The following is a 26,398-nucleotide window of genomic DNA, read 5'->3' on the forward strand; positions in this document are numbered from 1 at the left end:
CAGAAATGCCCAATGCTGGCCGAATCGTGAGGGGAATTTTCGATGAATGTGCGACTGAAGATTGCGACCGCGGTCAACCTTTTCGGCGTGCTGGTCGGCGTGGGTTTTGTGGCCGTGATCGTGACCGCCCTCATGGCGATCGGCGAGTTGAAGGTCGGCGGCCCCGTCTATACCAGGATTGTGCTCGGCAAGGATCTCATCGCCGATATCCTGCCGCCGCCGGAATACATCATCGAGCCGTATCTCGAAGCGACGCTTGCATTCAACGACCCCAAATCCGTCGGCGCGCGCAAAGAGCGCCTGGCGCAACTGCGCAAGGAATATGATGCCCGCCACGATTACTGGGTCGCGGACAAGACCTATGATCCTGCGATCGTGGGCAAGCTGATCGGCCCGGCGCATGCTGAAGCCGTCAAGTTCTGGGACGAGTTGGAGAAGACTCTGCTGCCCGCGATCGAGCGCGGCGACGCGGACAAGGCGGCCGCTTCCTATGCCAGCATCGCGGCCGCGTATACCGCGCACCGCGCCGTCATCGACCGGATCGTCGCGGAGGCGAACGGCTACAACGCGGAGAGCGAAGCCGCTGCGGCGCGCGATGAAAGCTGGTACATGGCAGTGGTGTGGTCCGTTTCCGGGCTGGTGCTGCTGGTGGTGCTGGGCGGCGTGCTCTTCATGGCAATCGGCGTCGTGCGCCCGATCACCCGCATGACCGGCGTGATGAAATCGCTCGCCGAAGGCACGCTCGACATCGAGATCCCATCTGCTCATCGTCGCGACGAGGTGGGCCAGATGGCTAAGGCTGTCGACGTGTTCCGCGAGAACGCGATCGAAGCGCGCGCCGCGAAGGAGCGCGAACTGAAGCAGCAGGCCGAGCGACAGCAGCGCTACGAGCGCATGGATCAGCTGACCCGCGGGTTCGACGCCAGCGTCAAGGAAGCGCTGCAGCGCCTGGCGCAGGCGGCCGAGCAGATGGAGAATTCCTCTCGTCGCCTGACTGAGGTCGCCGCCCAGTCCAATCAGCAGGTAACCGCGATGACCTCGGCAACGGAGGAGGCATCCAGCAACGTGCAGACTGTCGCGAGCTCTGCCGAAGAGCTATCCGCTTCCTTCACTGAAATGACCCGCCACGCCGGCGAATCCGCCGAGATCGCGCGCGCCGCCGCCAGCCAGGGCTCCGACGCGAAGAGCATGGTCGCCGGCTTGGTGCAATCGGCGGACCGGATCGGCGAGGTGGTGCGCCTCATCAACGACATCGCGGCGCAGACCAACCTGTTGGCGCTCAACGCCACGATCGAAGCGGCGCGTGCCGGTGAGGCCGGCAGAGGCTTCGCCGTGGTCGCCGGCGAAGTGAAGAACCTGGCCTCCCAGACCGCGAAGGCGACCGAGGAGATCCAGGGGCAGATTGGCGCAGTTCAGTCCGCGACTCAGTCGGCAGCCGGCGCCATCTCGGCGATTACGGAAACGATTAACCGTGTCAATGCCATTGCGGCAGAGATCTCCGAAGCGGTCGAGCAGCAGACCGCCGCGACGCATGAGATCGCGCGCTCGATCCAGGAGGCCGCCATAGGAACCCATGAAGTCTCCAGCAATATGGCGGGCGTGAAGCAAACCGCGGAGCACACCAAGGAGTCCGCCGGCGCGGTCCGGGCGACCGCCGATGACCTCAAGCACGAGAGCGAACAGCTGCGTACCCTCGTCGGCAGCTTCCTGGCGGAGGTGCGGGCGGTCTAGTCAGCTCTCGCGCAGGAAGGGCAGGAGGGCCGCCAGCACCTCCTGCGGCTTCTCCTCCGCGACGAAGTGGCCGCACTGGACACCGAGGCCGCGCACATCCGCGGCCCAGCGCCGCCAGATCTCGATCGCCTTGCTCTCGCCGGTGTGGAGATACTGCTCGCCGGAAATGACCAGTACGGCGCAGGCGATGCGCTTGCCGGCCTTCTGGTCCGCGCGGTCCAGCGCATCATCGATGCCGTAGCCGGCGCGGTAGTCGGCGCAGGTGGCGGCGATGTTCTCCGGCTTGCGGAAGCAGCGGCGATACTCGGCCAGCGCCGCAGGGTCGAGCGCAGCGTAGTCGGCTGCCCACAGCCGCATCAGGTAATCCTGGAAGAAATCCGGCTCATGGCCGATCAGGCGCTCGGGCAGGCCGCCGTCCCGCGCCAGGAACCCCCAGTGAAACGTATTCACGGCGAAGTGGCGGTCAGCGGTGTCCCAGTAGTCCGAGGTCGGCACGATATCGAGAATGCCGAGGCGCGTGACGGTACGGGGATGGTCGAGCGCCAGGCGGTATGCGACCCGCCCGCCGCGATCGTGCCCGACGAGGGCAAAGCGCTCGTGGCCAAGCTCCCTCATCAGCGCCAGCATCTCCTCGCCCATGACGCGCTTGGAATAGTTGGCGGAATCCGCTGCCGGCGGCGGCGCATCGCTGTCGCCATAGCCCTTGAGGTCGGCGCAGATCACGGTGAAGTGGCGCGCCAGCTCCGGGGCGATCTTGTGAAAGGCGACATGGGTCTGCGGTAGACCATGCAGCAGCAGGACCGGATCGCCTGATCCGCCGATCCGCACATTGAAAGCGATGTCACCGACCTTGACCCGCCGCTGCTCGAAACCTGGAAAAAAGCTCATGGTATCTGTTCCTGCTTCCAACCGCCGGGAATCCGACTATGCTCCGGCCGAAAAATCCAGCGCCATTATGGCCGCCCTTGCGCAAGGTCCTGTCATGATCGTCTCCGAGCCGCTCCCGCAACCCAATCCGTTGCGCGCCCGTCTGCGCGCCCATTACCGCGCCGATGAAACCGGCGTGGTGCAAACCCTGCTGGCCCAGGCGGACCTCTCCGCCGACATGCAGGACCGGATCGCCCAGCGCGCCCGCAAGCTGGTGCGGAAAGTGCGGGAAAACCGCGTGGGGCAGGGGGGCATCGACGCCTTCATGCACGCCTACGAGCTCTCCAGCAAGGAGGGCGTGGTGCTGATGTGCCTTGCCGAGGCGCTGCTGCGGATCCCCGATCCCGAAACCGCCAACATGCTGATCCGCGACAAGCTGCGCGATGCCGATTTCAGCGCGCATCTGGGCGAGAGCGATTCCATCTTCGTCAATGCCTCGACTTGGGCGCTGATGTTGACCGGCCGCATCATGCAGATGGAACCCTCCAAGGACCTCAAAGGGGTGCTGAAGCGGCTGGTGACGCGCTCCGGCGAGCCGGTGATCCGTCAGGCCGTCACACAGGCCATGAAGATCCTGGGCCGCCAGTTCGTCATGGGCCGCAATATCGACGAGGCCCTAGAGCGCGCCGAAGGCATGGAGCGCAAGGGCTATCGCTATTCCTACGACATGCTCGGCGAAGCGGCCCGCACCGCGCGCGACGCCGACCGTTACTTCGAGGCCTACAGCAACGCCATCGCGGCAATCGGCCGCGCCGCCGCCGGCCGTGGTCCGATCAACAGCCCCGGCATTTCCGTCAAGCTCTCCGCTTTGCATTCGCGCTACGAGATGGCGCAGCGCAAGCGCACGTTGGACGAGATGGTGCCGCGCCTCATCGAGCTGGCGAAAGCGGCCAAGACGGTCGACATCGGCTTTACCATCGACGCGGAGGAGGCCGACCGCCTCGACCTCTCCCTCGACGTGATCGAAGCCGTCTCCGGCGACCCGTCGCTGAAGGGCTGGGATGGATTGGGCCTCGCCATCCAGGCCTATCAGAAGCGCTGCCTGCCGCTGGTCGATTGGCTGGCCGATCTCGCGCGCAAGCATCGCCGGCGCCTGATGGTGCGCCTGGTCAAGGGCGCTTATTGGGACAGCGAGATCAAGGTGAGCCAGGAGCGCGGCCTCAGCGGCTATCCGGTCTTCACGCGCAAGGCATCGACCGACGTCTCCTATCTCGCCTGCGCACGCCGCCTGCTCGCCGACCAGAGTGCATTCTATCCGCAATTCGCCACCCACAACGCGCACAGCCTTTCCACCATCATCGAGATGGCTGGCGGCGAAGCGACGGCGCGCGAGCGGCTCGAATTCCAGCGCCTGCACGGCATGGGCGAAGCGCTCTACAACGAGGTGACTCCGGCGGACGCGATGGGCATTCCCTGTCGTATCTATGCGCCGGTCGGCAGCCATGAGGATTTGCTGGCCTACCTCGTGCGGCGCCTGCTGGAGAATGGCGCCAACACCTCCTTCGTCAACCGCATCGTGGACGAGAAGGCGCCGCTGGATGAGATCGTCGCCGATCCCATCCTGCGCGTGCGCAAGCTGCCGCAGATCCCGCATCCGCGCATTCCCCTGCCGCGCGATCTCTATGGCGCAGAGCGCAAGAACTCGACCGGTGTCGATCTCTCCGACCCCGACGTGCTGACGCCGCTCGCCTCTGCGCTGGAGGCAGCTGCGGCGAAGCCCGCTTCGGCGGCGCCGATCATCGGTGGCCTCGAGATCGCCGGCAATGCGCAGCCGGTGGTCAATCCAGCCGACACGCGCCAGAGAGTGGGGCAGGTCACCAACGCCACGCCCGCGCAAGTGTCCGACGCCGTCGCCCGCGCGCTGCGCGCGTTCGAGGATTGGTCGAGAACGCCGGCCGAGAAGCGCGCCGCCTGCCTGGAGCGCGCCGCCGACCTGCTGGAGGCTGCGCAGACCGAGGTGCTGGCGCTCTGCATTCGTGAGGCAGGCAAGACGATCCCGGACGCAGTGGCCGAGTTGCGCGAAGCTGTCGACTTCTGTCGCTACTACTCCCTGCGCGCCCGCGCCGATTTTGCCAAGCCGTTGCCGCTGCCCGGCCCGACGGGAGAGCGCAACCAGATCCAGCTTCACGGCCGGGGCGTGTTCGCCTGCATCTCGCCGTGGAACTTCCCGCTCGCAATCTTCATGGGCCAGGTGACGGCGGCCCTTGCCGCGGGCAACACCGTGGTGGCAAAGCCAGCTGAGCAGACGTCGATGATCGCGGCCCTCGGTGTGCGCATCCTGCACAAGGCCGGTATCCCAGCCGAAGTGCTGCATCTGGTGCCGGGAGACGGGCCTTCTGTCGGCGCGCCTTTGGTCAACGATCCGCGCATTGCCGGCGTCGCCTTCACCGGCTCGACCGATACGGCACGCGCGATCAACCGCGCGCTTGCGGCCAAGAACGGCGCGATCGGTCCGCTGATCGCAGAGACCGGCGGGCAGAACGTGATGATCGTCGATTCCTCAGCCCTGCCGGAGCAGGTGGTGCGCGACGTCCTCATCTCGTCGTTCCAGAGCGCGGGCCAGCGCTGCAGCGCCCTGCGCGTGATGTTCGTGCAGGAGGACATCGCCGGGAAGCTGACGGAGATGCTGGCAGGCGCGATGGCGGAGCTGAAGGTCGGTGACCCGTCGCTGCTGTCAACCGACGTCGGCCCGGTGATCGACCTCGACGCCAAGACCATGCTCACGAAGCATGCCGAGCGCATGAAACGCGAAGCGGAGCTCATCTACGAGGTGCCGCTCGGCCCCGAGCATGCGCACGGCCACTTCTTCGCGCCGGTCGCGTTCCGCATCGATGGCCTGCCGCGCCTGACCCATGAAGTGTTCGGTCCCGTGCTGCATGTGATCCACTACAGCGCCGAGCGGCTCGACGACGTGCTCAATGCCGTGAACGACACCGGCTATGGCCTGACGCTGGGCGTGCACAGCCGGATCGACGGCAAGGTGCGCCACATCACCGAGCGCCTGCGCGTCGGCAACGCGTATGTGAACCGCAACATGATCGGCGCCGTCGTCGGCGCGCAACCCTTCGGCGGCGAAGGCTTGTCCGGCACCGGCCCCAAGGCCGGCGGCCCGCGTTATCTCCACCGCTTCGCGACCGAGCGCACACTCACCATCGACACGACAGCGGCAGGCGGCAACGCCAGCCTGCTCAGCTTGAACGAGGAGAGCGCGGCGTAATATTCTCGCGGCCGTCACTTGGGGATTGGGCCGATGAGTGTGTCACTGGAGCCAAGGAAGCGCCGCGCCTGGCTCGCTGCCTTGTTGTCGCTGTTTTTGCCTGGCTTGGGGCAGCTCTATAACCGGGATACGCATCTGGCATTGCCGCTGATGGTGGCGGCGTTCCTGCTGCCCATTCCCGGCCTCTGGCTCATTGCAGCACTGCCTGCCACCGTTGCCGCGCTCGCGACTGCTGTCGCTGCCCTGGCCGTGATCGCCTTCACTCTTTCCGCAATCGTGCAGGCGGTAATCAGAGCTAGACGCGCTGGCGCCATCTCGCTCGCTTGGTTCAATCGCTGGTATGTCTATATTGGCTTGTATGTCTTGCTGGTGATCTGGCAAAGCGCCGCGCCGCTTGTGCCGATCTCCTCGGTGACGGGATACAGCATGCCGAGCGGCAGCATGATTCCCACGCTGTTGGTCGGCGACCATTTCGAGGCGCGAACTAGGTCGTTCAGCGGTCGATCGCCGGAACGCGGCGAACTTGCTCTTTTCAGATTGCCAAGCTACCCGGACATCGATTTCGTGAAACGCATCATTGGGCTGCCTGGCGATCGCGTCCAGCTGCGCGAAGGACGGCTCTATCTCAATGACGCGCTGGTCGAGCGGGTACCGCTCAGCGACGAGGAAGTGGCTCCACTCGTTCAGGATTTGCGAAGCGCGCGGGCGTATCGAGAGACGCTCCCCGGCGGCATCAGTTACCTCATCGCCGAGATCGGCGATGATGAGGGACTCGACAACACGCCGGAGTATCTCGTGCCGGCCGACCATGTATTTGTGCTCGGCGATTATCGCGATCGATCGAATGACAGTCGCGCCAAACTGGGCTTTATTCCGATCGCGTTGCTGCGTGACAAGCCATTGTTCATCTTCTGGTCCAGCGATTTCTCGCGCCTTGGTGCGATCTTGGAATAGTCCGAGACGTCCGTCAGCTGCTCTTCGTCGCCAACCTTGTCACGTGTCCCATCTTGCGCCCGGGCCGGATCTCGGTTTTGCCGTAGAGGTGCAGCTTGGCGTTGGGTTCGGCGAGGATCGCGCGCCAGTCGCGCACGTCATCGCCGATCAGGTTCTTCATCACCGCGTCGGAATGCCGCTCCGGTGAGCCGAGGGGCAGGCCGCACACGGCGCGCACGAACTGCTCGAACTGGCTGGTGTTGCAGGCATCGATGGTCCAATGGCCGGAATTGTGAGGGCGCGGCGCCAGCTCGTTCACCAGCACGTCGCCGTCGCGGGTCACGAACATCTCGACCGCCAGCAGCCCGACCAGCTTGATCTCCTGCGCGATGTGGCGCGCGATCGCCTCGGCCTTCACCGCGACCTCCGGCGTGATGCGCGCCGGGGCGATGGTGGTGTCGAGGACGTGGTTGCGGTGCTGGTTCTCCACCGCCACGTACATTTCCATGGCGCCGTCATGCCCACGCGCGATCAGCACCGAAATTTCGCGCTGGAAGTCGACGAAGGATTCCAGGATCGCGAGATCGCCGCCCATCTGCTGCCAGACAGGGCCGAGATCGGTTTCCGGATCGATGCGCACTTGGCCCTTGCCGTCATAGCCGAAGCTGGCGGACTTGAGCACGCAGGGCCGGCCCAGCGCCTGCACCGCCTGCGGCAGCGCTTCCTTGTGCGCGACCTCGAGATAGCGCGCGACCGGCACGTTGATGGAGGAGAGGAGGTTCTTCTCCCGCAGCCGCTGCTGCGTCAGATGCAGCACGCGCGGGTCCGGCCGCGTGGGTCTCCACGCCGCCAGCTTCTCGCCGGCTGCAGCGGGCACATTCTCGAACTCGAAGGTCACGACATCGACCACCTGCGCAAACGCTTGCAGGGCGGCGAGGTCGTCATAGGCTGCCACGGTCGTCGCGGCGGCCACGTCGCTGGCCGGCGCGTCCTCGTCCGGGCAGTAGATGTGGCAGCGATAGCCGAGCCGCGCGGCTGCCATGGCCGTCATGCGCCCAAGCTGCCCGCCGCCCAGGATGCCGATGGTGCCGCCCGGCGCGATGCTTTGTCCGTTGTCCGCGGTCATTCTGTCTTGTCCCGTCCGATAGGTGCCGCCGCCTGGCTATTATTGGTCCCGCGTCGGGATTTCCGCCACTGCTTCGGTCTGTTTATGACGATAAGTATCGAGCCGCTTACCCAGCGGCGGGTCATTGAGGGCGATGATGGCCGCCGCCAGCAGCCCGGCATTGGTCGCCCCGGCCTTGCCGATCGCCAACGTCCCGACCGGGATCCCGGCCGGCATCTGGACGATCGAATAAAGGCTGTCCTGCCCCTTCAGCGCCTGGCTTTCGATTGGAACGCCGAGGACCGGCAGGGGGGTCACGGCGGCCACCATGCCGGGCAGGTGGGCAGCCCCGCCGGCGCCGGCGACGATCACCTTCAAGCCGCGGTCGCGGGCGCTCTCGGCATAGTGCATGAGGCGCTTGGGTGTGCGATGCGCGGAGACGATCCTGACCTCGTGTGGAACGTCGAGATGTTCAAGAACATCAACGGCATGGCGCATGGTCTGCCAGTCGGATTGACTGCCCATGATCACTCCGACCAGAGGCTTTTTGTTGCGCGTTGCCATGGAATCCCCGACTCAAAAGGAGGCGGCATTATAGGGACCGACCGTCTGACCGCAACGAACGAGGCGCGAACAGGTGACTGCCCGGTCCGTCGGTTTAAGATGGTTTTAACCAAGCAACCCTAGCATCACTGCCGGGATTCGCATTTACTATCCGGGCAGCCGGACGAGACCATTCAGGAGTTCTGGAACCCGCGCTGATGAGGATCCGAGACAACCTTCCCCCCGGATCGACCGCCCGCGTCGCCACTGTCAAACCGGTCACGCAGGTCCGCAACGCCGAAGCGGCGAGCGCTGCCGCGGCCACCAGCACCTCCACGCAGGCTGATCAGGCCACGTTCCTGGGGCTCAACGAGACCGAGCTGTCGCCGAACGTGCGCGCCGCCCTGATGGCGCTGCTGGACGAGGTGAGCCGACTGCGGCAGGAATTGGAGCTGACGCGCAAGCGCATCTCGCACCTGGAGCGCATGGCCGACGAAGATTCGATGCTGCCGATCGCCAATCGCCGCGCCTTCGTGCGCGAGTTGACGCGGCTGATCTCTTATTCCGAACGCTATGGCACCGCCGGCAGCGTGCTCTATTTCGATCTCAACGGCATGAAAGAGATCAACGACCGCTACGGCCACCCCGCGGGGGACGAGGCGCTGCGTCATTTCGCGCGGATCCTGGTTGCGAACGTGCGCGATTCGGACGTGGTCGGCCGCCTGGGCGGCGACGAATTCGGCGTGATCCTGGCGCAGGCCGACGAGACGCAGGCCCGGGACAAGGCCGGCTCCCTGGTCGAGCTGGTGAATAGCCATCCGGTGGTGTGGCAGGGGGAGGCGCTGCAGCTGTCCTGCGCCGTGGGCATCCATCAATTCTCGGCCAGGCAGAATGCGGATGAGGCGTTGAGCAAGGCCGACGCCGACATGTATGACGAGAAGCGCCGCTATTATGCGGAACTGAACAAGCAGCGCTAGCGGAGCCGATCGAGTCCCTCGCAGCGAACCGCGAAACGCGCTAACACTCACCGCATGTATATCGCATCACCGCGCCATCTGCCCTCGATCAAGGAGCTCCACGACTACTGGAGACAGTCCCGCGGCAACCGCGCCATGCCGCGGCGCGCTGACATCGATCCGACCGACATTCCGCACCTGCTGCCCAACATCTTTCTGGTCGATATCGAACCGTCGCCGTTCCGCGTGCGCTACCGCCTGGTCGGCTCCAACGCCGTGGAATGGCAAGGCCGCGACTTCACCGGCCACTATCTCGACGAGATGCGCTTCAACAAGCCGGACGAGGTGCTGGCGCTCTATCGCCGCGCTGCGGAGGAGAAGATGCCGACCTTCCGCTCCAGCACCTGGCAGATGCCGAACGGCGTCACCCGCGCCGTCGAAACCGCCATCCTGCCGCTATCCGAAGACGGCGAGCACGTGACGCAGTGCATCGCGATCGAAGATTTCCAGGACTTCCGCGACCGAGCATACCTGCCGTGGGGGTAGGAGTGCGACGTGCGCATCCCCCGATGTCATCCCGGCCGAGCGTAGCGAGAGCCGGGACCTATACGATCCATCAATCGCGCGGCCAGATCCCATAGGTCCCGGCTCTGCGCCACTTCGTGGCTCGGCCGGGATGACAGCGGAAAAAGACGGTATCTGCTACGCAATAATATCCGGCAGCAGCTGGCTTTCGAGCTTGATGATCTGGTCCTTCAAGACCAGCTTGCGCTTCTTCATGCGCTGGATTTCGAGCTGGTTAAAGGGCGACGTCTCCGCCAAGCTTTGGATGGCCAGGTCGAGGTCGCGGTGCTCGGCACGCAGCTCTTCAAGCTTGGCCCTGAGTTCGCTCGTCCCGAGAATGATGGTCACCACATACTCCTTCGAGGGCACATATTTTAGCGCATAGGGGGGCCGCGCGTCACGGACTTGAGGGGGTGGAGCGGCCATCTTGCACCGCCCATCCAGTCCCTCTAAACAGGGATAGTCCCCTCATTTTCCGGCGGTTTCCGGGGCCGGTTAGGATCATTGGCGGCAAGAATGCCAGACAAATTCGATCTTGTAATCGCGGGCGGCCAGGTGGCGACTCCGAATGGCATCGAATCCTGCGATATCGGGGTTGCCGGCGGGCGAATCACGGCGCTCGGCGCGCTCGGCAGCGCCCCCGCCGGGGCGCGTTTCGACGCTGCCGGCCTCGCGATCCTGCCAGGCGTGATCGATACCCAGGTCCACTTCCGAGAGCCCGGCCTCGACCACAAGGAGGATCTCGCGAGCGGATCGGCCGGTGCCGCCATGGGCGGGGTCACGGCCTTTTTCGAGATGCCCAACACCAGCCCGAACACAACCGACGAGGCGGCGCTCGAGGACAAGTTGCGCCGGGCGGCCGGCCGGGCCTGGGTGGATCATGCCTTCTTCATCGGCGCGACCGACGAGAATGCCGAGAAACTGGACCGGCTGGAGCTGCTGCCCGGCTGCGCCGGGGTGAAGGTCTTTATGGGCTCCTCCACCGGCTCGCTGCTGGTTGCCGACGATGATGCCCTGGAGGCGGTGCTGCGCCACGGCCGCCGCCGGGTCGCGATCCATGCGGAGGACGAGCCGCGGTTGCGCGAGCGCCTGGCCCTGGTGCGCGATGGCGCCGATCCATCGATGCATCCGGTCTGGCGCGACGAGGAGGTGGCGATCCGCGCCACCTCGCGCCTCCTACGCCTGGCGCGGCAGGCAGGCCGGCGTGTGCATGTGCTGCATGTCAGCACGGCGGAGGAAATGGACCTGCTCGCCGCCAACAAGGACCTCGCCACGGTCGAACTGCTGGTCAATCACCTGACTCTGGCCGCGCCGGATTGCTACCAGCGGCTCGGCACATTCGCGCAGATGAATCCGCCGATCCGCGATGCCCGGCATCAGGACGGGCTCTGGCGCGCGCTGCGGGCCGGCATCGTCGATGTGATCGGTACCGACCACGCACCCCACACGCGCGAGGAGAAGGCGCGGCCCTATCCGCAAAGCCCCTCCGGCATGCCTGGCGTGCAGACTCTGATCCCGGTCATGCTGGACCATGTGAATGCCGGCCGTCTCACCCTGCAGCGTTTCATCGACTTGACCAGCGCGGGTCCCGCACGCATCTACAATATAGCGGGCAAGGGCCGGATCGCCCTTGGCTACGATGCGGATTTCTCGGTGGTGGATCTGAAGGCGAAGCGCACCATTACCAATGCGATGATGAAGACCAAGTGCGGTTGGACACCGTTCGACGGCATGGAAGTCACAGGTTGGCCGAAGGCCACCATCGTGCGCGGCCGCATCGTGATGCGCGAGGATGAGCTGATCGGATCGCCCATTGGCGCGCCGGTGCGGTTCCAGGAAACCCTACAGCAGGAGGATGCGGCATGACGGGCACCTCGATCATCGGCTGGGCGCATCTGCCGTTCGGCAAGCATGCCGACCGCGACATCGAAAGCATGATGGTGGAAGCGGGCGCCGCCGCGCTGAAGCATGCGGGCGTCGCGCCCAAGGATGTGGATGCGATCTTCGTCGGCCATTTCAATGCCGGCTTCTCGGCCCAGGATTTTCCGTCCTCGCTCAGCTTCGGCATCGATCCCGCTCTGCGCTTCAAGCCGGCTACGCGCGTGGAGAACGCCTGCGCAACCGGCTCCGCCGCCGTGCATCAGGGCATCAAGGAGATCGCCGCCAAGCAGGCGCGCATCGTTCTGGTGATCGGCGTCGAGCATATGACCGCGAACGACAACGCCGCCATCGGCCGCAACCTCCTGAAAGCGAGCTACGTAAAGGAGGAGGCCGACATACCCGGCGGCTTCGCTGGCGTGTTCGGCCGGATTGCGGAGCTCTATTTCCAGCGCCATGGCGACCAGTCCGACGCGCTGGCGCGTATCGCGGCCAAGAACCACCGCAACGGCGTCGACAATCCGTACGCCCAGATGCGCAAGGACCTCGGCTACGATTTCTGCCGGAACGTCTCGGACAAGAACCCGCTGGTCGCCGGCCCGCTCAAGCGCACCGATTGCTCGCTGGTATCGGATGGCGCTGCGGCACTGGTGCTCGCGGATTTGGGTACCGCGCTCGCCGCCGACCGCGCGGTGCTGATCCGCAGCGCAGCGCAGGTCAACGATTTCCTCCCCATGCGCGCCCGCGACATCGTGCAGTTCGAAGGCTGCTCGCAGGCCTGGTCGCGCGCGCTCGCGAAAGCGAAGCTCACGCTCGATGATCTGAGCTTCGTCGAGACCCACGATTGCTTCACGATCGCCGAGCTCATCGAATACGAGGCAATGGGCCTGACGAAACCAGGCGAGGGCGCCCGCGCCATCGACGAAGGCTGGACAGAGAAGGACGGCAAGCTCCCAATCAACCGCTCCGGCGGCCTCAAGGCCAAGGGCCACCCGATCGGCGCCACTGGCGTCTCCATGCACGTGCTCACCGCCATGCAGCTCAAAGGCGAAGCCGGCGCCATGCAGCTCAAGAACCTCAAGCTCGGCGGCATCTTCAACATGGGCGGCGCCGCGGTGGCGAATTACGTCAGTATTCTGGAGCCGCTGCGCTAGCGGTCAATCGCGGAAGAGGGCTGCGATCTCTGACATCTGATCAGCTGTCAGGGGGCCGAATTCCATGGCGCCAACATTTTCTTCGATCTGGGCAACTGTCCTGGCACCGGGGATGGGAATTGTGCAGGCACTGCGTGCCCAAATCCATGCCAGTGCACCCTGAGCCAGGGTGCGGCCGCTTGAGCTTAGGATCTCTTTGACCGCCTCGAGCGCTGCGTGCCATTCCCGCGATGTGCTCCCGCCCTCTTTGAAGTAGCGGAGCCATGCTGGTGGCCTGCTGCGGATATCGTCCGCGGGAAGGTGACTGGCAGGTGAGTATTTTCCGGTCAGGAATCCCATGGCCAGCGGAAGGCGGACGATGCCAGCGAAACCGCGGGACTCACAGATCTCAACGATCTGAGGGGAGTCTTCAAACACGTTCATATCGAATTGGACGGCCGTGGCGGCGGGGCGGTCCGCAAATGCCGCCGCACAGACAGGATTATCTGTGCTCCAGCCATAGTAGCGGACTAGACCCTCCCGACACAGGTCATCAAGAGTGTCCGCCACGATTGCAGCCTGATCGAGGGGGAGTTCGCCGATGTGCAATTGATAAAGGTCGATCCAGTCGGTTTGAAGTCGCTTCAACGAAGCGTAGCAGGCTTCACGAATGTAGCTTGGGGACGCATTGGTTCCCGTAAGTTCCCGGCGATCCTCGTCATAAGTATTGCCGAACTTCGTGCAAATCAGCACGCGGTCACGCACATCTTTGAGGGCCTCTCCGACAATCCGCTCGCCGTGACCGGTTCCGTAGGCATCCGCTGTGTCGAACAGCGTGATGCCAAGCTCAGCAGCCCTTCGCAGGGTCTGAATTGAGATCCTGTCGTCCGTCTCGCCGTACCCCAGCGGAGCGCCCAACGGATATCGACACCCAACGCCGCTAAAGAACGGCCCTCCGATGGCCCAGGTGCCCACGCCTAAGGGGCCGGTCACAAGCCCCGACCGGCCAAGCCGACGCATGCGAAAGTCATCACTCATGGCTTACTTTCCTTGTAGGTTGCGGGGAACGGCATCACAAATGAAACAATCAGCACCCAATCTCAAAATAGCGCGTAGAATGCTTGAGTTTTTAGCGAAAATCGCGGAACGGCCATTTCATGAATGAAACGATCCAGTGGGATGATCTGCGTCTGTTTATTGCCGTGGCACGCGCTGGCGGGCTTGCCGGCGCGGCGAGGGCGGTGGGCGTCAGCCCCCCGACTTTGGGCCGCAGGATGACAGCGCTGGAGCAATCCCTGGGCCGACAGCTGTTCGTGCGTCAGCGCGACGGTTACGAACTGACGAGCGGAGGCAAGGACCTTCTGCGCCTCGCCGAGGCACTTGAGTTGGATGCGCTGAAAATCGATCGTTGGCGTACCTCGAACGGGATCGGCTCCGTCATCAGGATCGCGGCGGGGGCGTGGACCAGCGCATTTCTCGCGCGCCATATGAGTGAACTCGTTGACGACGACGAGGATACACAGATCGAGCTTGTGACTAGTACAAGCCCCGCGGACCTGCTGCGGCGCGAGGCAAATCTCGGGCTCCGGAATCGGCGGCCGGAGCTTCCCGGTTTGGCTGGCTACAAGCTAACGCGCGTGGCTTTTGCCGTGTATGGCGGGCGAGCTTATGTGGAGGAGAAAGAGGGCGCCGCTGATCACAGGAGATTCAAGACGTGCCGGTGGATCGCTTTTTCGCCTCCTGGACCCAAGACGCCGTCGGCGGTATGGCTCGACGAACATCTCGCGCGAGCCCCTGTGTTGCGATGTAGGTCAGCGCAGGAGGTGCTGGAGGCTGCCAGCAGCGGTTTTGGTCTGTGCGTCCTCCCATGTTTCATCGGAGATGCGTGTGGCGACCTGAGTCGGGCCTCGGGCAACATTGACGAGCTGGAGCATGATCAATGGCTGGCGAGTCACGACGAGGACCGGCAGCAAAGGCACATTCGGCGGGTCAGTAAGAGACTCCAAATCCTGATGAAGACCCATCGGAACCTCTTCATAGGTCTGCATAGTGCTGATCCGTCGAAGCTCCCATCAGAGAACGTAGTGCGGAGGCGGCCTACAAGGGTAGAGCGATAAGGGCTTGCAAATTTGCATTGGCAATTCAGGATATAGGTCGATCAATCGTGCACGTGCGGCCGTGCAGCCAAAGAACGCAAAGCTCGGCGGCATCTTCAACATGGGAGGGGCCGCGGTCGCGAACTACGTGAGTATGCTGGAGCCGCTGCGGTAGCCGGCGTCCTTTCGAACAGATTGGAGAGGATATGAGCCAAGCGAGTTCACAAGCTCATGCCTTCTACAAGGACATCGCGACATCGCGCCATGTTTGGGGAATTCGGGATAGCGGTGGAATTCCAGCACCTAAAGGTGACGGCGGCAAGCGGGTGATGCCCTTCTGGTCCTCTCTGGGCCGGGTTGAGACGATCATCAAGACTGTGCCTGCTTATGCCGGCTTTGAGCCGTTCGAACTGAACTGGGACGAGTTCCGAGACGAATGGTTAGCCGGTTTGGAACGTGACGGCTTGCTTGTCGGTGTAAACTGGAGCGGTCCGCGGGCCGTCGGATTTGATGTCGAACCCAAGTCTGTCCGACTTGCGGTCGAGGCGTACATCGAAGACCAGGAGACGAGTTAAGCTCGCCTCCAATTCAGGAGCTATCCTGCCCATGTTCAAAGCCCTTCTGCTGACCGAGAAAGATGGCAAGGTTTCATCGCAGATCACGCAGCTTGACGAGGAGCGGCTGCCGGACGGCGATGTCACGGTGCGCGTGCAATATTCCACGCTGAACTACAAGGACGGGCTGATCCTCAACGGGCTCGGGCGGCTGGTGCGCAATTACCCGCATGTGCCCGGCGTCGATTTCGCGGGCGTGGTCGAGGCCTCGCAGCACCCGCGGTTCAAGTTGAACGACAATGTCATCCTTACCGGCTGGCGGGTGGGCGAGGTGCATTGGGGCGGTTATGCCGAGCGTGCGCGGGTGCGCGGCGATTGGCTGGTGAAGCTGCCGGCGGATCTGACCGCCCGCAACGCGATGGCGATCGGCACGGCCGGCTTCACCGCCATGCTTTGTGTGATGGCACTTGAGGCGCACGGCCTGACGCCGAAATCCGGCGACGTGCTGGTGACGGGTGCTGCCGGAGGTGTTGGCAGCGTTGCGGTCGCGATCCTGGCGAAGCTCGGCTATCGCGTGGTCGCGTCGACCGGCCGTGCCGACACGCATCAGTATCTGAAGGACCTTGGCGCGGCGGAGATCATCGACCGCGCCACCATCGCACAACCCTCGGGCAAGCCACTGGAAGGCGAGCGCTGGGCCGGCTGCATCGATTCCGTCGGCGGCTCGACGCTCGCGGCCGTGCTGCCGCAGATGAAATACCGCGCGAGCATCGCCGCCTGCGGCCTCGCCGGCGGCAACAAGCTGGAGACGACTGTCATTCCCTTCATCATCCGCGGCGTGAAGTTACTCGGGGTCGATTCCGTCATGAGCCCGCCGGACGAGCGCTGGGAAGCCTGGACCCGCCTCACGCGCGACCTGCCGGCGGAAAAACTGGACTCGATGATCGTGCCGGCCAAGCTCGAAGACCTGCCCGCGCTCTCCAAGCAGATCCTCGAAGGCAAGATCCGCGGCCGCGTGGTCGTATCGATCGGGGCTTAGTTTTCTCCCTTCAGGCACAGTTCCGGGAAGGTGATCAATGACCGAGGCGAAGGCGCCCGAAATTCTGCCGAGTTCCGAGCCCGCCTTGCGGGCGATTGCGATGCCGGCAGACGCAAACCCGCACGGCGACATCTTTGGAGGCTGGCTGCTTTCCCAGATGGATCTCGCTGGCAGCACTGTGGCGGTCCGGCGTGCCAAGTCGCGCGTGGCCACTGTCGCCGTTACCACCATGACCTTCCGCAAGCCGGTCTTCGTCGGCGACGAAGTCAGCTGCTACGCTGAAATCACCAAGGTCGGAACAACGTCAGTCACCGTGAGAATCGAGAGTTGGGTCCGCCGTGGAATCAGCGGCGAGGCCGTAAAAGTGACCGAAGGCGTGTTCACCTATGTCGCCATCGATCCTGAGCGGCGTCCTTCGGCAATAGCCAGGGAATGAATGTCTCGCGACGGCGCTCGCGTCGCAGGTTCGTCCCCGCCAGTGCGCGCTATTTCCGCGGCGTAAAGCCCGCCTTGCTGAGCGCCGCCGCCAACGCATTGTCGGGAGCCTTCGCCGCGCCGGCCTTCGGCTTGTCCATCATGTGCTGCCGGTCGCGCTGCGACAGCGGACGTTCACCGGATCTCCCAGCTGCCGTCGTCGGTCGCCCACTGGCCTCGTCACGCAGCCGCATGGTGAGGGAGATGCGCTTGCGCTTGAGGTCGACCTCCAGCACCTTGACCTTCACGATGTCGCCGGGCTTCACGACTTCGCGCGGATCCTTCACGAACCGGTCGGCCAAGACAGAGACATGCACCAGCCCGTCCTGATGAACCCCGATATCGACGAAGGCACCGAAATTGGCGACGTTGGTTACCACGCCTTCCAGCAGCATGCCGGGTGTGAGGTCCTTCATCTCCTCGACACCGTCCTTGAAGCTCGCCGTCTTGAATTCCGGCCTCGGATCACGACCGGGCTTCTCCAGCTCCTTCAAGATATCGGTCACCGTCGGTGCGCCGAACTGTTCGTCCGCGAACTCTTCGGGTCTGAGGCTGCGCAGCACGCTCGCATCGCCGATCACCGCGCGGATCTCGGACTTCAGATGAGTCAGGATGCGGCGCACCACCGGATAGCTTTCCGGATGCACGGCGGACGAATCGAGCGGATTGTCGCCATCTCGAATACGCAGGAAGCCGGCGCATTGTTCGAACGCCTTGGGACCGAGGCGTGACACCTTCAATAGTTCCTGGCGCGACCGGAACGGGCCGTTCTGGTCGCGATGCGCGACGATGTTCTGAGCGAGCCCGTCGTTGAGACCCGAAACCCGCGCCAGCAGCTTGGCCGACGCCAGATTGACGTCGACGCCGACGGCGTTAACGCAATCCTCCACCACCACGTCGAGCGCCTGGGACAGCTGGGTCTGATTGACGTCGTGCTGGTACTGGCCCACGCCGATCGACTTCGGGTCGATCTTGACCAGCTCCGCCAGCGGGTCCTGCAGGCGCCGCGCGATCGAGACCGCGCCGCGCAGCGACACGTCGAGCGACGGGAGCTCCTTGGACGCATACTCCGAGGCCGAATAGACCGACGCGCCGGCTTCGGACACGACGATCTTGGTCAGCTTCAGCTGCGGATGCAGCTTGATCAGCTCGGCCGCCAGCCGGTCGGTTTCGCGCGACGCCGTACCGTTGCCGATGGCGACCAGCTCGGCCTGGTGACGCGCCGCCAGGGCGGCCAGGATCGCGATGGACTCGTCCCAGCGCCGCTGCGGCTCGTGTGGATAAATCGTCGCCGTCTCCAGCACCTTGCCGGTGGCGGCGAGCACGGCGACCTTCACTCCCGTCCGCAGGCCCGGGTCAAGACCGATGGTGGCCCGGCCGCCGGCGGGCGCCGCCATGAGGATGTCCTTCAGGTTCGCGGCGAACACCCGCACCGCCTCGGTCTCCGCCTGCTGGCGCAGCCGCGTCATGAGCTCGACGTCGATATGCAGGCGCAGTTTCACGCGCCAGGTCCAGCGCACAACCTCCTGCAGCCATGAATCTGCCGGCCGGTTGCGGTCGACGATGCCGAAGCGTGCTGCGATCTGCCTTTCGCACGGGCCCAGTTCTTTGCTTTTCGGCTCCTCATCCAGCACCAGGGCCAGCGACAGCACCTCCTCGTTGCGGCCGCGCAGCAACGCGAGGGCACGGTGCGACGGAATCTTCGCGATTGGCTCCGATGCATCGAAGTAATCGGAGAACTTGGCGCCCGCCTCCGCCTTTCCTTCCACCAGCTTGGAGGTGAGCCGTGCGTGGCTCCAGACATATTCGCGCAGCGCACCGACCAGATCGGCGTCCTCGGCAAAACGCTCCATCAAGATCTGCATCGCGCCATCGAGCGCCGCCTTCGCGTCAGCGACGCCCTTGTCGGCGTTGACGAAAGCCAGAGCCTCACTCTCCGAGGAGCGCGTCGGATCGCCCAGGAGCAGGTCGGCAAGCGGTTCCAGGCCGGCTTCGCGCGCAATCTGCGCCTTGGTGCGGCGCTTGGGCTTGAACGGCAGATAGAGATCCTCCAGCCGCGCCTTGGAATCCGCCGCCTCGATCTGCTCGCGCACCTCGGGCGACAGCTTGCCTTGCTCCTCGATGCTCTTGAAGATCGCGGTGCGACGATCTTCCATCTCTCGCAGATATTTGAGGCGCTCATCGAGCGTGCGCAGCTGCGTGTCGTCGAGCCCGCCGGTCGCCTCCTTACGGTAGCGCGCGACGAACGGCACGGTCGATCCGCCATCGAACAGCTCGATGGCGGAGGCAACCTGTGTCTCGCGCACGTTCAGTTCCTGCGCGATGCGCGAGGCAATGGAGAGAATCGACAAGGAAACACCTGTGCGACATGCCGGAGCGAAGAGCGGTCGCTCTTCTAGCTTGGCACTGGGCACGGCTCAAGGCCAAAGGGCGATTGACAAGCCGCAAGCTTGCCCTCTCGGCGTCCGCTAACCCAGCTCCGCCGAGCCCGTGATGCGGTATAGCCGCTTCACCTGCGGGGCCGACAGCTTCTGCTCCTGATCCGGATTGAAGCGGCGCACGAAGATGCTGTCGTGGGTGCGGCGCAGGAACTGGCGGATTTGGCCGCGGCCGTCCGCCATCTCGATCGCGACGAAGCAATTGGGCGTGATGGGGCGGTTGGGGTTGACGAACAGGAGCTCGCCCGCGAAGTAGCGCGGCTGCATGCTGTCGCCATCGGCATAGAGCGCGAAGGCGTTGGCGACGCCGCGCAGGTTGGCGGGCCGCTCCACGAATTCCTTGGCGTCGCCCTCGATGAACCAGAAGCCATCCGATCCTTCGCGGAAAGCGCTCTGGACGGGCAGGTCACGCTGACCGGCCGAAGCGTTCAGCGAGACGGGGCGCACGACGGCGGCCCCGGCGCGCGGCGGGATGGTCTGGCTGCCCTCTAGTCCGGCGAGCTGCAGAACGGCACCGGCCTGCACGCCTTGCCGCACAAACATGTCCTCCAGCGCACGGGCGAGCTCGAACGGCAGGTATTTGCGCTTGTAACGATCCTCGTAGTGCTGATAGCGCGTCAGGCTCCAGCCCAGGGCGTCGCTGACCGATCGCATGGTCAGGCCCGCCTGCTCCCGCAGCTCCTTCAGCCGCCGCGCGACTTCCGAGACTTCCGACATTCCACTCTGTCCCAACGCAAACCGCAAAGACCGTAACGCACTTTACGTTATTCTGGTCTGCCGTTCAACCCGGGAAGACCACGATCGAGGGGGCCAGGACCTACCGCGCGGGGTCGATCAGGCTCTTCATTTCCTGGCATTGCGGGGCGGCCTCGTTGCCGCCGGCGCATTTCTGGCGATACATCGCTTCGCCGACCGCGGGGCATTGCTTGATCGCGCTGCGCGCCAGGTCGGCAGGGTCGCCTTTGAATGGACTGCCGCCAATGCTGGCTGGCTCATTGGCCCTGATGGCGTCTTCAATCTTGAGCCGGGCTTCGTCGGTCAGGAAGGAGACCATCACCGGCGCCATGCAGGCGCAGGCGCCCTCGAGCTGCGCCGGCTCCAGTTGATAGGCGTTCTCCGAGACGCACCGGACATAGAAGGCATCGACAACAGGATCCGCCGGCGCGGCGGTAACGGGCACCGAGCACGCCAAGATGAGTGCGCCGAGGATGCCTGGAAGCTTCATGTGCGCTCCGGTTGCAAGGATCTCGGGGACCATAGCAGGCGGATTCGGCCGCGCACAGGCGGGGCGAAAATGGCGGCAATAAGGCGCGTTCGGCCCCATTCACGCCATCTTGGGCGGCGACACAGGAACTCGGTGTGTGGGGCGGGGGTTAAGGGCCTTGGGGGGAGTTCCGAAAAGAGCAGGGCCGGGAGAATCGCCATGAACAACGTCTATGCGATGACTGAAATCGTCGGCACCTCCGACAAGAGCATTGAAGACGCCATCGATCAGGCCATCAACGTCGCAAACCAGTCGCTCCGCAATCTGGATTGGTTCCAGGTGTCTGAATTGCGCGGTCACATCCAGAATGGCCGCGTCGCGCATTATCAGGTCGCGCTGAAGCTCGGCTTCCGCTATGAGGCCAAGTCGGGGTGACGCAATCCTGAAGACTCCCAGCCACGGACAGACTGGACATTTCATGAGAGCAAAGGACCAACGAACGCCAGGACTTTGCCTGGCGGTCGCAACCGTCGCAGCTATGCTGGGCGCCGCCCAGGCCCGGGCCGACGACAACAGCCGCTTTGGCGTCATCGAAGAGAACGATTCGATCGGCTTCGGTAAGGACAAGTACTATACGCAGGGCATCGAGTTCATCTATCTCGGGCCGGACGTCGCGGCGGACAGCGCGTTGATGGCGCCATTCAACACGCTCGCGGATCTTGGGCCCTTCGATGCGGCGGGCGCCGGCGAGGTCTCGCGGCGCTATGAGGTGATGCTGGGACAGAGCATGTTCACGCCGGAGGATACCGCGCGCGAAGATCCCGATCCCAGCGACCGGCCTTATGCGGCCTGGTTCTATGGCGGCGTCGGGCTCATCCAGGATACCGACCGGCGCCGGCTCGATCATCTCGAGCTGCTGGTTGGCGTGGTTGGTCCAGCAGCCTTTGGCAAGAAGACGCAGAACGACTGGCATCAATATATCGGCGTCGATGAATCGCGCGGCTGGGACAAGCAATTGGACAACGAGCCTGGCCTGGTGCTCTCTTACGAGCGCAAGTGGCGCCTTCTGCAGCCGATCGGCGACGGCTTCGGCGTCGATGCGATCCCGGAGCTGGGCGTCACGGTTGGCAACGTCTTCGACTACGTGCAGGCGGGTGGCATGCTGCGCTTCGGTAAAAATCTCGAGGCAGACTATGGCCCATCCCGTATCCGGCCGGCCCTATCCGGCACGCCCTATTTCAACAGCGACTATCTGGACGGGCCATTCGGCTTCTATTTCTTCATTGGCGCGCAAGGCCGCGCCGTCGCACGCAACCTGTTCCTCGACGGCAACACCTTCGAAGACAGCCGCAGCGTCGATAGCGAAGCGCTGGTGGGCGACCTCTCAGGCGGATTGTCGATGTTCTGGACCGATGCGGTGAAGCTGGATGCGGTGGTAACCTACCGTAGCGAAGAATTCGAGCGGCAAGACGACCCGACTAAATTCGCTGGCATTAATGTAACTATCGGATTCTAATTCTTAAGCATCAGCAAAAGCTATTCGGGATCCGGGTGGACTCATTTGCCGGAGGCGGGCGCCGACGCAGCGTCAGCATCCGCACCAAACGTCGCATGTGCCTGCCGATACGTTTCATTGAGATTCCCCACTAAAGATATGAGCAAGCCCGAAGGCAAATTCCGGGCCTGCCGTTGCGAATCGCCCCCTAGCGATCCCGGGTCTGGAGCGGATCCTGCCGCGATTGGCGGCGCGCCGCGTCCCTTTCACCCATATCGGGGTCGGAAGCGCGCTCCTTCGGCTCCTGGCTCTGCTGCTGGGGCGATGCGGATTCATGCTCCCGCTGCGGGTCCTGCTGACTACGACGTGAGGTGGATTTGCGCTCGCGCTGCTGGCCGCCGGCCTGGCCCGGCATCTTCTGTTCGGCCATGATGATCTCCTGATCTCGGGTGTAGGAAGCAAACACGCTTGCGGACGCGCGAGTTCCGTCCGTTAATGTCGCAGGGGGATCAAGACTTCGAGGCAGGCCAGTCCGCAGGATGTCCAGCAGGCGAGGCGGCACCGGCTCATCCATCATCTGCAGGTACAGCTGCCTGATTTCGAGTTCAAACTCCGAAAGAATGCGGGGTCCAGCTCGTGCGCGGGTCCTCCCCCGGAGCGGGGCCATGGGCGGGCCACCCTCCCGCTGCATCAATCCCATGCGACCTCCTCTCGGCCAGCGGGCTTGCCGTGCGTTTTCGGAATAGGAAACAGGCGAGCCGCCCTTCTGTTGCAAGCCTGATCGATAAAATAAGCCGTCAGTCGGGATCGCCCGGCTCGACAAGGGCGGTCTGCGTCCGGCCGTGCCAGGGGTCCGGCGCCAGGCGATCCTTAATGAGATCATCGAACGCCTTGAGGGTATTGGCTGCGCGATCATAAGCGTCGGTGGCCGGGACCCCTAGGAACAGTTCCACCGCTTCCTCCACCCGATCGACCGCCCAGATGGAGAAGGTGCCGTCGGCCACGGCGGCAGCCACGTCGTCCTCCACCACCAGGTCGCCCGTATTGGCCAGTGGAATAACCACGCCGTGCCGCACGCCGTCGGCGCGCTCCTTCGCTGTCACGCGGAAAAACCCTTCGGCCTTTTCGATCACGTCGCCCACCGCCTGCACCTCGCCGAGCTGATTGAAGGAGCCGGTGACCGCCAGCTCCTGGCGCACGGGCAGGCCGGACAGCGCCGAGATGATCGCGACGAGCTCGCTGACGGAAGCACTGTCGCCCTCGATGCTGCCGTAGCTCTGCTCGAACGTGATGGAGCAGTCGAACGAGATTGGATGCCTGCGCGCGAAAGTGCCGCGCAAATAGCCTTCGACCACCAGCGCGCCCTTCTGCTGGGTGCGGCCGCCGAGCTCGGCCATGCGCTCGATGTTGATGAGGCCGCGATGGCCGACGGAAGCACGCGCCGTGATGCGACTGGGCCGTCCGAAATGGCTGTCGCCAAGTTCGCGGATGGTCAGAGCGTTCACCTGGCCAACCGCGGCGCCGCTGGTGGCGATCGCGACATGGCGCCGCTGCATGCTGAGGTGAAAGCGTTCTTCCGCTCGCGCTTCGCGTCGATAGCGCGCGCGCCAGGCGGTCAGCACCGCCTCCGGCTTCAGCCGTTCGCCGGCCTTCACGTGCCCGCCGGATTCGTGCAGCAGATCCTCGATCAGCTCAAAGCGCGAGGATAGGGCATCACGTCGCGTCGCAAGGCGCGAGGACAGGCCGAGCAGCAGCGATACTGCCTCCGGCGTGCAGAGGATCCCCTGCCGCGCCGCCATGCGATCGATCAGGCTGCCCAGTATGTTGCGGTTTTCCGGCGTCGCCGGCATGTCCGGATCGATGTCGGCCTTCACCTTGAAATAGGTTTTGAAGTCCGGATCGTTACTGAAGAAGTTGTAGTAACTGTCGGGCGTGCCGACGATCACGATCTTAGCGTCGAGCGGGATCGCCTGCGGGCGCGGTGTTCCGCTCAGCAGCATGCCGCCGCTGCGATGCGGTTCTTCGATCCGTATGGCGCGGTCGCGCAAAGCCGCCTTCAGATAGGTCCAGACGGTTTCGTCCTTGGCGAGCGGCTCAGCGCGCAGCACCAGCACGGCACCATTGGCGCGATGCAATGCGCCGGGCCGGATCAGCATCAGATCGGTCTCCGACGTACCGTCGACCCGGCGATATTCGATATAGCCGAACAGGTTCTCGTAGGTCGGATTGGGCTCCAGCACCACGCATTCGTCGGTGCGCGCGTGATCGACGATCAGGTTGGTGCAATATTTGGCGGGCAGCCGATCGCCGTCCGGTGCAGGCCGGCCGAGATGGCGCACGTCGCGCAGCATCTCCTCGGTCAGATCGTCGATCCACTCCGACAGCGCGGGATAGTCGGCAAACGTGGCGGCGAACTCCGCGACCTCCGCTTCGATCAGGCCGGCCAGGGTCTGGCGATCCAGCGCCAGGGCCTGCGCCTCCGCACTCGCACGCAGCTGGCCGGCCTCGCGTTCCAGCTGGTCGAGCGCGCTGGAGAGCCGGTAGCGGTTGCGCTCTCGGTCGGCCGTTTCCGCGACGGTCGGGCGCAGGCGTACGCCTTCGGAGCTCTCCTCAAGCGTGAATCCGACCTCTTCCGCAGCGCGGGCGAGGGCAGCCTGCTTCTCGTTGATCTGCTCATCGGCGATGCGATAGATCGCCTTGATCCGCTCGCGATGCGCCTCGCTCTCCAGCGCCGCGACGAGCATGGACCGGATGCGGCTCATATAGCGCCGCAACGCCTCGGAGAAGCGCGCGCCATCGCCGACCGCGAGTCCGAAGGTTAGCGGCTGGCGCGGGTCGCGGAAGTTCTGCAGGTAGATCCAGTCCTTGCGTCTTGACCGCTCAGGCGTGCAGATGGCGTTGAGATAGGCGACCGTTGCCGTCATCCGGCCAGTACGATCGTCGCCCAGGACATAGACGTTGAAGCCGGGAGCGCCGATGGAGAGCGCGAAGTCCAGGGCCTCGCGCGCCCGCGCGTGGCTGCTCAGGGCAAAGGTGTCCTCGTCGACGGCTTTCCAATCGTGGCGCGGAATTCCGACATCTGCCGCGCGCAATGCAAGCATGGGCTCCCTCTTGGGCGAGCCAGTGAGCGCGAGCTAGCCCTGGCTCCACATGGCAAGCAGGACGACCATGGCGATGATGGCAATGGCGAGACCGGCAATCAAGATGGTCCGCACATGGCCACTGGTCTCGCCCGAGCGGGCCTCCTTGGTCGTCAACCTGACGTGATCGTCATCCTTGTTCACGCAGCAGATGCTTCTTTGGCTGAAACCGTCCTTGGTTGCGCGCCAGGGCGTTCGGCAGCTGGGCCGAGCTGTTCCATCTGCGAGACGGCGATGTTCGCCTCAAGCAGGCCGGCGAAGTTGCCGCAGTCGAAGCGGCGGCCGTCATATCGAACGGCGCTGACGCCTGCAGACCGGCAGGTGGCGGCAATCGAATCCGTCAACTGTATCTCGCCGTTCAGCGTCGGGCGCGCATCCTGCAGCCGCTCCAGCACCTCCTCGTCCAACACATAGCGGCCGATGACAGCGAGATCGGACGGGGCGATCGCGGGTTGCGGCTTCTCGATCACGCTACGCACGCGCCAAGTGCTGCCCGGTCCGCCGTCGATATCGACGATGCCGTAGCGGCTCACCTCAGACCGGGCGACCCGCTTGACTGCAATCGCCGAGCCGCCATCCCGTGCCCGGCAGTCAAGGAGCTGGGCGAGGCAATTCTCGCCGATCAGCAATTCATCCGGCAGCAGGACCGCGATCGGCTCACCGGCTGGGGCGCCGCGGCGCACGGCATCACCCAATCCCAGCGCCTTCTCCTGCAGGACGAATTCGATGGAGATGCCTTCGGCGCCGTTGGAATGGTCCGCGAAATAGGTCTGCAAAGCTTCCTTGCCTGGCGCCGTGATGATGATCACGCGCTCGATCCCCGCGAACGCGGCTTCCTCCATTGCGTAGTCGAGCACCGGGCGTTTCCAAACCGGCAGCAGTTCCTTGGGAACCGCCCGCGTCAACGGCAGCAGGCGTGTTCCGAGACCACCGGCCGGAATGACGGCGGTTCGAATGCGTGTCGCCATGGA

General features: G+C 64.4%; 25 protein-coding genes. 13 read left to right on the forward strand and 12 right to left on the reverse strand.

The features are described from left to right. Positions 1-42: 42 nt before the first annotated feature. The gene (locus tag DTX69_RS23375) at positions 43-1,731 is read left to right on the forward strand and encodes a methyl-accepting chemotaxis protein (RefSeq protein WP_119304001.1); all 1,689 of its coding nucleotides are present in this window, start codon (positions 43-45) and stop codon (positions 1,729-1,731) included. Here the strand turns inward: DTX69_RS23375 and DTX69_RS23380 are convergent, their stop codons facing one another. Next, positions 1,732-2,619, reverse strand: a complete 888-nt coding sequence (locus DTX69_RS23380; RefSeq protein ID WP_119304002.1) for an alpha/beta fold hydrolase — start codon at positions 2,617-2,619, stop codon at positions 1,732-1,734. It lies immediately after the preceding gene. A gap of 94 nt (positions 2,620-2,713) precedes the next feature. Here DTX69_RS23380 and putA point away from each other — a divergent pair, with 94 nt between their 5' ends. Together putA and lepB are read left to right on the forward strand one after the other, a co-directional pair. Continuing rightward, positions 2,714-5,875, forward strand: a complete 3,162-nt coding sequence (putA, locus tag DTX69_RS23385) for a bifunctional proline dehydrogenase/L-glutamate gamma-semialdehyde dehydrogenase PutA (protein WP_119304003.1) — start codon at positions 2,714-2,716, stop codon at positions 5,873-5,875. An 84-nt stretch (positions 5,876-5,959) separates the two neighbouring features. After that, positions 5,960-6,829: a signal peptidase I gene (gene lepB, locus DTX69_RS23390; protein ID WP_162917495.1), complete on the forward strand. Its 870-nt coding sequence runs from the start codon at positions 5,960-5,962 to the stop codon at positions 6,827-6,829. A 13-nt stretch (positions 6,830-6,842) separates the two neighbouring features. Here the strand turns inward: lepB and DTX69_RS23395 are convergent, their stop codons facing one another. Together DTX69_RS23395 and purE are read right to left on the reverse strand one after the other, a co-directional pair. Further along, positions 6,843-7,934 carry a 5-(carboxyamino)imidazole ribonucleotide synthase gene (locus DTX69_RS23395; RefSeq protein WP_119304005.1) on the reverse strand — a complete coding sequence of 364 codons (1,092 nt, stop codon included), beginning with the start codon at positions 7,932-7,934 and terminating at the stop codon, positions 6,843-6,845. 39 nt (positions 7,935-7,973) lie between these two features. Further along, positions 7,974-8,438, reverse strand: a complete 465-nt coding sequence (purE, locus tag DTX69_RS23400) for a 5-(carboxyamino)imidazole ribonucleotide mutase (protein WP_284736015.1) — start codon at positions 8,436-8,438, stop codon at positions 7,974-7,976. A 236-nt stretch (positions 8,439-8,674) separates the two neighbouring features. Here purE and DTX69_RS23405 point away from each other — a divergent pair, with 236 nt between their 5' ends. Continuing rightward, positions 8,675-9,433, forward strand: a complete 759-nt coding sequence (locus DTX69_RS23405; RefSeq protein WP_119304007.1) for a GGDEF domain-containing protein — start codon at positions 8,675-8,677, stop codon at positions 9,431-9,433. Positions 9,434-9,487: 54 nt separating this feature from the next. Continuing rightward, on the forward strand, positions 9,488-9,958 hold the full coding sequence (locus DTX69_RS23410) for a PAS domain-containing protein (protein WP_119304008.1): 471 nt from the start codon (positions 9,488-9,490) through the stop codon (positions 9,956-9,958). Positions 9,959-10,114: 156 nt separating this feature from the next. On the opposite strand, the gene DTX69_RS23415 is transcribed toward DTX69_RS23410, so the two are convergent. Next, positions 10,115-10,324 (reverse strand): YdcH family protein, encoded by a 210-nt coding sequence (locus DTX69_RS23415; RefSeq protein ID WP_284736016.1) that lies wholly within the window; start codon positions 10,322-10,324, stop codon positions 10,115-10,117. 168 nt (positions 10,325-10,492) lie between these two features. On the opposite strand from DTX69_RS23415, the gene DTX69_RS23420 reads away from it, so the two are divergent. Together DTX69_RS23420 and DTX69_RS23425 are read left to right on the forward strand one after the other, a co-directional pair. Next, positions 10,493-11,842: a dihydroorotase gene (locus DTX69_RS23420; protein ID WP_119304010.1), complete on the forward strand. Its 1,350-nt coding sequence runs from the start codon at positions 10,493-10,495 to the stop codon at positions 11,840-11,842. After that, positions 11,839-13,008: an acetyl-CoA acetyltransferase gene (locus DTX69_RS23425; RefSeq protein ID WP_119304011.1), complete on the forward strand. Its 1,170-nt coding sequence runs from the start codon at positions 11,839-11,841 to the stop codon at positions 13,006-13,008. Before DTX69_RS23420 ends, DTX69_RS23425 begins: the two co-directional genes overlap by 4 nt. 3 nt (positions 13,009-13,011) lie before the next feature. On the opposite strand, the gene DTX69_RS23430 is transcribed toward DTX69_RS23425, so the two are convergent. After that, on the reverse strand, positions 13,012-14,025 hold the full coding sequence (locus DTX69_RS23430; protein WP_119304012.1) for an aldo/keto reductase: 1,014 nt from the start codon (positions 14,023-14,025) through the stop codon (positions 13,012-13,014). A gap of 119 nt (positions 14,026-14,144) precedes the next feature. Here DTX69_RS23430 and DTX69_RS23435 point away from each other — a divergent pair, with 119 nt between their 5' ends. From DTX69_RS23435 to DTX69_RS23450, 4 genes are all read left to right on the forward strand, one after another. Next, a complete protein-coding gene (locus tag DTX69_RS23435) occupies positions 14,145-15,104 on the forward strand; it encodes a LysR family transcriptional regulator (protein WP_119304013.1) in 960 nt (319 codons plus the stop codon). 185 nt (positions 15,105-15,289) lie between these two features. Continuing rightward, a complete protein-coding gene (locus tag DTX69_RS23440; protein WP_119304014.1) occupies positions 15,290-15,658 on the forward strand; it encodes a DUF2750 domain-containing protein in 369 nt (122 codons plus the stop codon). A 31-nt stretch (positions 15,659-15,689) separates the two neighbouring features. Beyond that, the gene (acuI, locus tag DTX69_RS23445) at positions 15,690-16,676 is read left to right on the forward strand and encodes an acrylyl-CoA reductase (NADPH) (RefSeq protein WP_119304015.1); all 987 of its coding nucleotides are present in this window, start codon (positions 15,690-15,692) and stop codon (positions 16,674-16,676) included. A 37-nt stretch (positions 16,677-16,713) separates the two neighbouring features. Continuing rightward, entirely contained in the window at positions 16,714-17,112 is a 399-nt protein-coding gene (locus DTX69_RS23450) for an acyl-CoA thioesterase (protein WP_119304016.1), read from the forward strand. A gap of 49 nt (positions 17,113-17,161) precedes the next feature. Here DTX69_RS23450 and DTX69_RS23455 read toward each other — a convergent pair whose 3' ends face one another. From DTX69_RS23455 to DTX69_RS23465, 3 genes are all read right to left on the reverse strand, one after another. Continuing rightward, positions 17,162-19,495: a Tex family protein gene (locus DTX69_RS23455; RefSeq protein WP_119304074.1), complete on the reverse strand. Its 2,334-nt coding sequence runs from the start codon at positions 19,493-19,495 to the stop codon at positions 17,162-17,164. A gap of 123 nt (positions 19,496-19,618) precedes the next feature. Next, entirely contained in the window at positions 19,619-20,305 is a 687-nt protein-coding gene (locus DTX69_RS23460) for an XRE family transcriptional regulator (RefSeq protein WP_119304017.1), read from the reverse strand. 100 nt (positions 20,306-20,405) lie between these two features. Next, positions 20,406-20,813, reverse strand: a complete 408-nt coding sequence (locus DTX69_RS23465; protein WP_119304018.1) for a hypothetical protein — start codon at positions 20,811-20,813, stop codon at positions 20,406-20,408. A gap of 198 nt (positions 20,814-21,011) precedes the next feature. On the opposite strand from DTX69_RS23465, the gene DTX69_RS23470 reads away from it, so the two are divergent. After that, positions 21,012-21,227 (forward strand): dodecin, encoded by a 216-nt coding sequence (locus DTX69_RS23470; protein WP_119304019.1) that lies wholly within the window; start codon positions 21,012-21,014, stop codon positions 21,225-21,227. A gap of 43 nt (positions 21,228-21,270) precedes the next feature. Beyond that, positions 21,271-22,308, forward strand: a complete 1,038-nt coding sequence (locus tag DTX69_RS23475; protein ID WP_162917496.1) for a lipid A deacylase LpxR family protein — start codon at positions 21,271-21,273, stop codon at positions 22,306-22,308. Positions 22,309-22,495: 187 nt separating this feature from the next. Here DTX69_RS23475 and DTX69_RS23480 read toward each other — a convergent pair whose 3' ends face one another. The 4 genes from DTX69_RS23480 to DTX69_RS23490 form a co-directional block, all read right to left on the reverse strand. Further along, positions 22,496-22,987, reverse strand: a complete 492-nt coding sequence (locus tag DTX69_RS23480; protein WP_162917497.1) for a hypothetical protein — start codon at positions 22,985-22,987, stop codon at positions 22,496-22,498. Between the two features lie 97 nt (positions 22,988-23,084). Continuing rightward, positions 23,085-25,388, reverse strand: a complete 2,304-nt coding sequence (locus DTX69_RS23485) for an AAA family ATPase (protein WP_119304022.1) — start codon at positions 25,386-25,388, stop codon at positions 23,085-23,087. 33 nt (positions 25,389-25,421) lie between these two features. After that, the gene (locus DTX69_RS30375; RefSeq protein WP_162917498.1) at positions 25,422-25,571 is read right to left on the reverse strand and encodes a hypothetical protein; all 150 of its coding nucleotides are present in this window, start codon (positions 25,569-25,571) and stop codon (positions 25,422-25,424) included. Beyond that, positions 25,568-26,395, reverse strand: coding sequence for a UTP--glucose-1-phosphate uridylyltransferase (locus DTX69_RS23490; protein WP_119304023.1), 828 nt, complete (start codon positions 26,393-26,395; stop codon positions 25,568-25,570). Before DTX69_RS23490 ends, DTX69_RS30375 begins: the two co-directional genes overlap by 4 nt. Between the last annotated feature and the right edge of the window lie 3 nt (positions 26,396-26,398).

The organism is Dongia deserti (assembly GCF_003574735.1).
GTDB lineage: Bacteria > Pseudomonadota > Alphaproteobacteria > Dongiales > Dongiaceae > Dongia_A > Dongia_A deserti.

Bases quoted from the DNA above. Each gene is read 5' to 3' on its own strand.
- DTX69_RS23435 (WP_119304013.1), top strand. From the start codon at position 14,145: ATGAATGAAACGATCCAGTGGGATGATCTGCGTCTGTTTATTGCCGTG.
- DTX69_RS23460 (WP_119304017.1), bottom strand. From the start codon at position 20,305: ATGTCGGAAGTCTCGGAAGTCGCGCGGCGGCTGAAGGAGCTGCGGGAG.
- DTX69_RS23490 (WP_119304023.1), bottom strand. From the start codon at position 26,395: ATGGCGACACGCATTCGAACCGCCGTCATTCCGGCCGGTGGTCTCGGA.
- DTX69_RS23470 (WP_119304019.1), top strand. From the start codon at position 21,012: ATGAACAACGTCTATGCGATGACTGAAATCGTCGGCACCTCCGACAAG.
- DTX69_RS23450 (WP_119304016.1), top strand. From the start codon at position 16,714: ATGACCGAGGCGAAGGCGCCCGAAATTCTGCCGAGTTCCGAGCCCGCC.
- DTX69_RS23475 (WP_162917496.1), top strand. From the start codon at position 21,271: ATGAGAGCAAAGGACCAACGAACGCCAGGACTTTGCCTGGCGGTCGCA.
- DTX69_RS23440 (WP_119304014.1), top strand. From the start codon at position 15,290: ATGAGCCAAGCGAGTTCACAAGCTCATGCCTTCTACAAGGACATCGCG.
- purE (WP_284736015.1), bottom strand. From the start codon at position 8,438: ATGGGCAGTCAATCCGACTGGCAGACCATGCGCCATGCCGTTGATGTT.
- DTX69_RS23420 (WP_119304010.1), top strand. From the start codon at position 10,493: ATGCCAGACAAATTCGATCTTGTAATCGCGGGCGGCCAGGTGGCGACT.
- DTX69_RS23410 (WP_119304008.1), top strand. From the start codon at position 9,488: ATGTATATCGCATCACCGCGCCATCTGCCCTCGATCAAGGAGCTCCAC.
- DTX69_RS23480 (WP_162917497.1), bottom strand. From the start codon at position 22,987: ATGGGATTGATGCAGCGGGAGGGTGGCCCGCCCATGGCCCCGCTCCGG.
- DTX69_RS23465 (WP_119304018.1), bottom strand. From the start codon at position 20,813: ATGAAGCTTCCAGGCATCCTCGGCGCACTCATCTTGGCGTGCTCGGTG.
- putA (WP_119304003.1), top strand. From the start codon at position 2,714: ATGATCGTCTCCGAGCCGCTCCCGCAACCCAATCCGTTGCGCGCCCGT.
- DTX69_RS23430 (WP_119304012.1), bottom strand. From the start codon at position 14,025: ATGAGTGATGACTTTCGCATGCGTCGGCTTGGCCGGTCGGGGCTTGTG.
- DTX69_RS23375 (WP_119304001.1), top strand. From the start codon at position 43: ATGAATGTGCGACTGAAGATTGCGACCGCGGTCAACCTTTTCGGCGTG.
- acuI (WP_119304015.1), top strand. From the start codon at position 15,690: ATGTTCAAAGCCCTTCTGCTGACCGAGAAAGATGGCAAGGTTTCATCG.
- DTX69_RS23405 (WP_119304007.1), top strand. From the start codon at position 8,675: ATGAGGATCCGAGACAACCTTCCCCCCGGATCGACCGCCCGCGTCGCC.
- DTX69_RS23425 (WP_119304011.1), top strand. From the start codon at position 11,839: ATGACGGGCACCTCGATCATCGGCTGGGCGCATCTGCCGTTCGGCAAG.
- DTX69_RS23380 (WP_119304002.1), bottom strand. From the start codon at position 2,619: ATGAGCTTTTTTCCAGGTTTCGAGCAGCGGCGGGTCAAGGTCGGTGAC.
- DTX69_RS23485 (WP_119304022.1), bottom strand. From the start codon at position 25,388: ATGCTTGCATTGCGCGCGGCAGATGTCGGAATTCCGCGCCACGATTGG.
- DTX69_RS23395 (WP_119304005.1), bottom strand. From the start codon at position 7,934: ATGACCGCGGACAACGGACAAAGCATCGCGCCGGGCGGCACCATCGGC.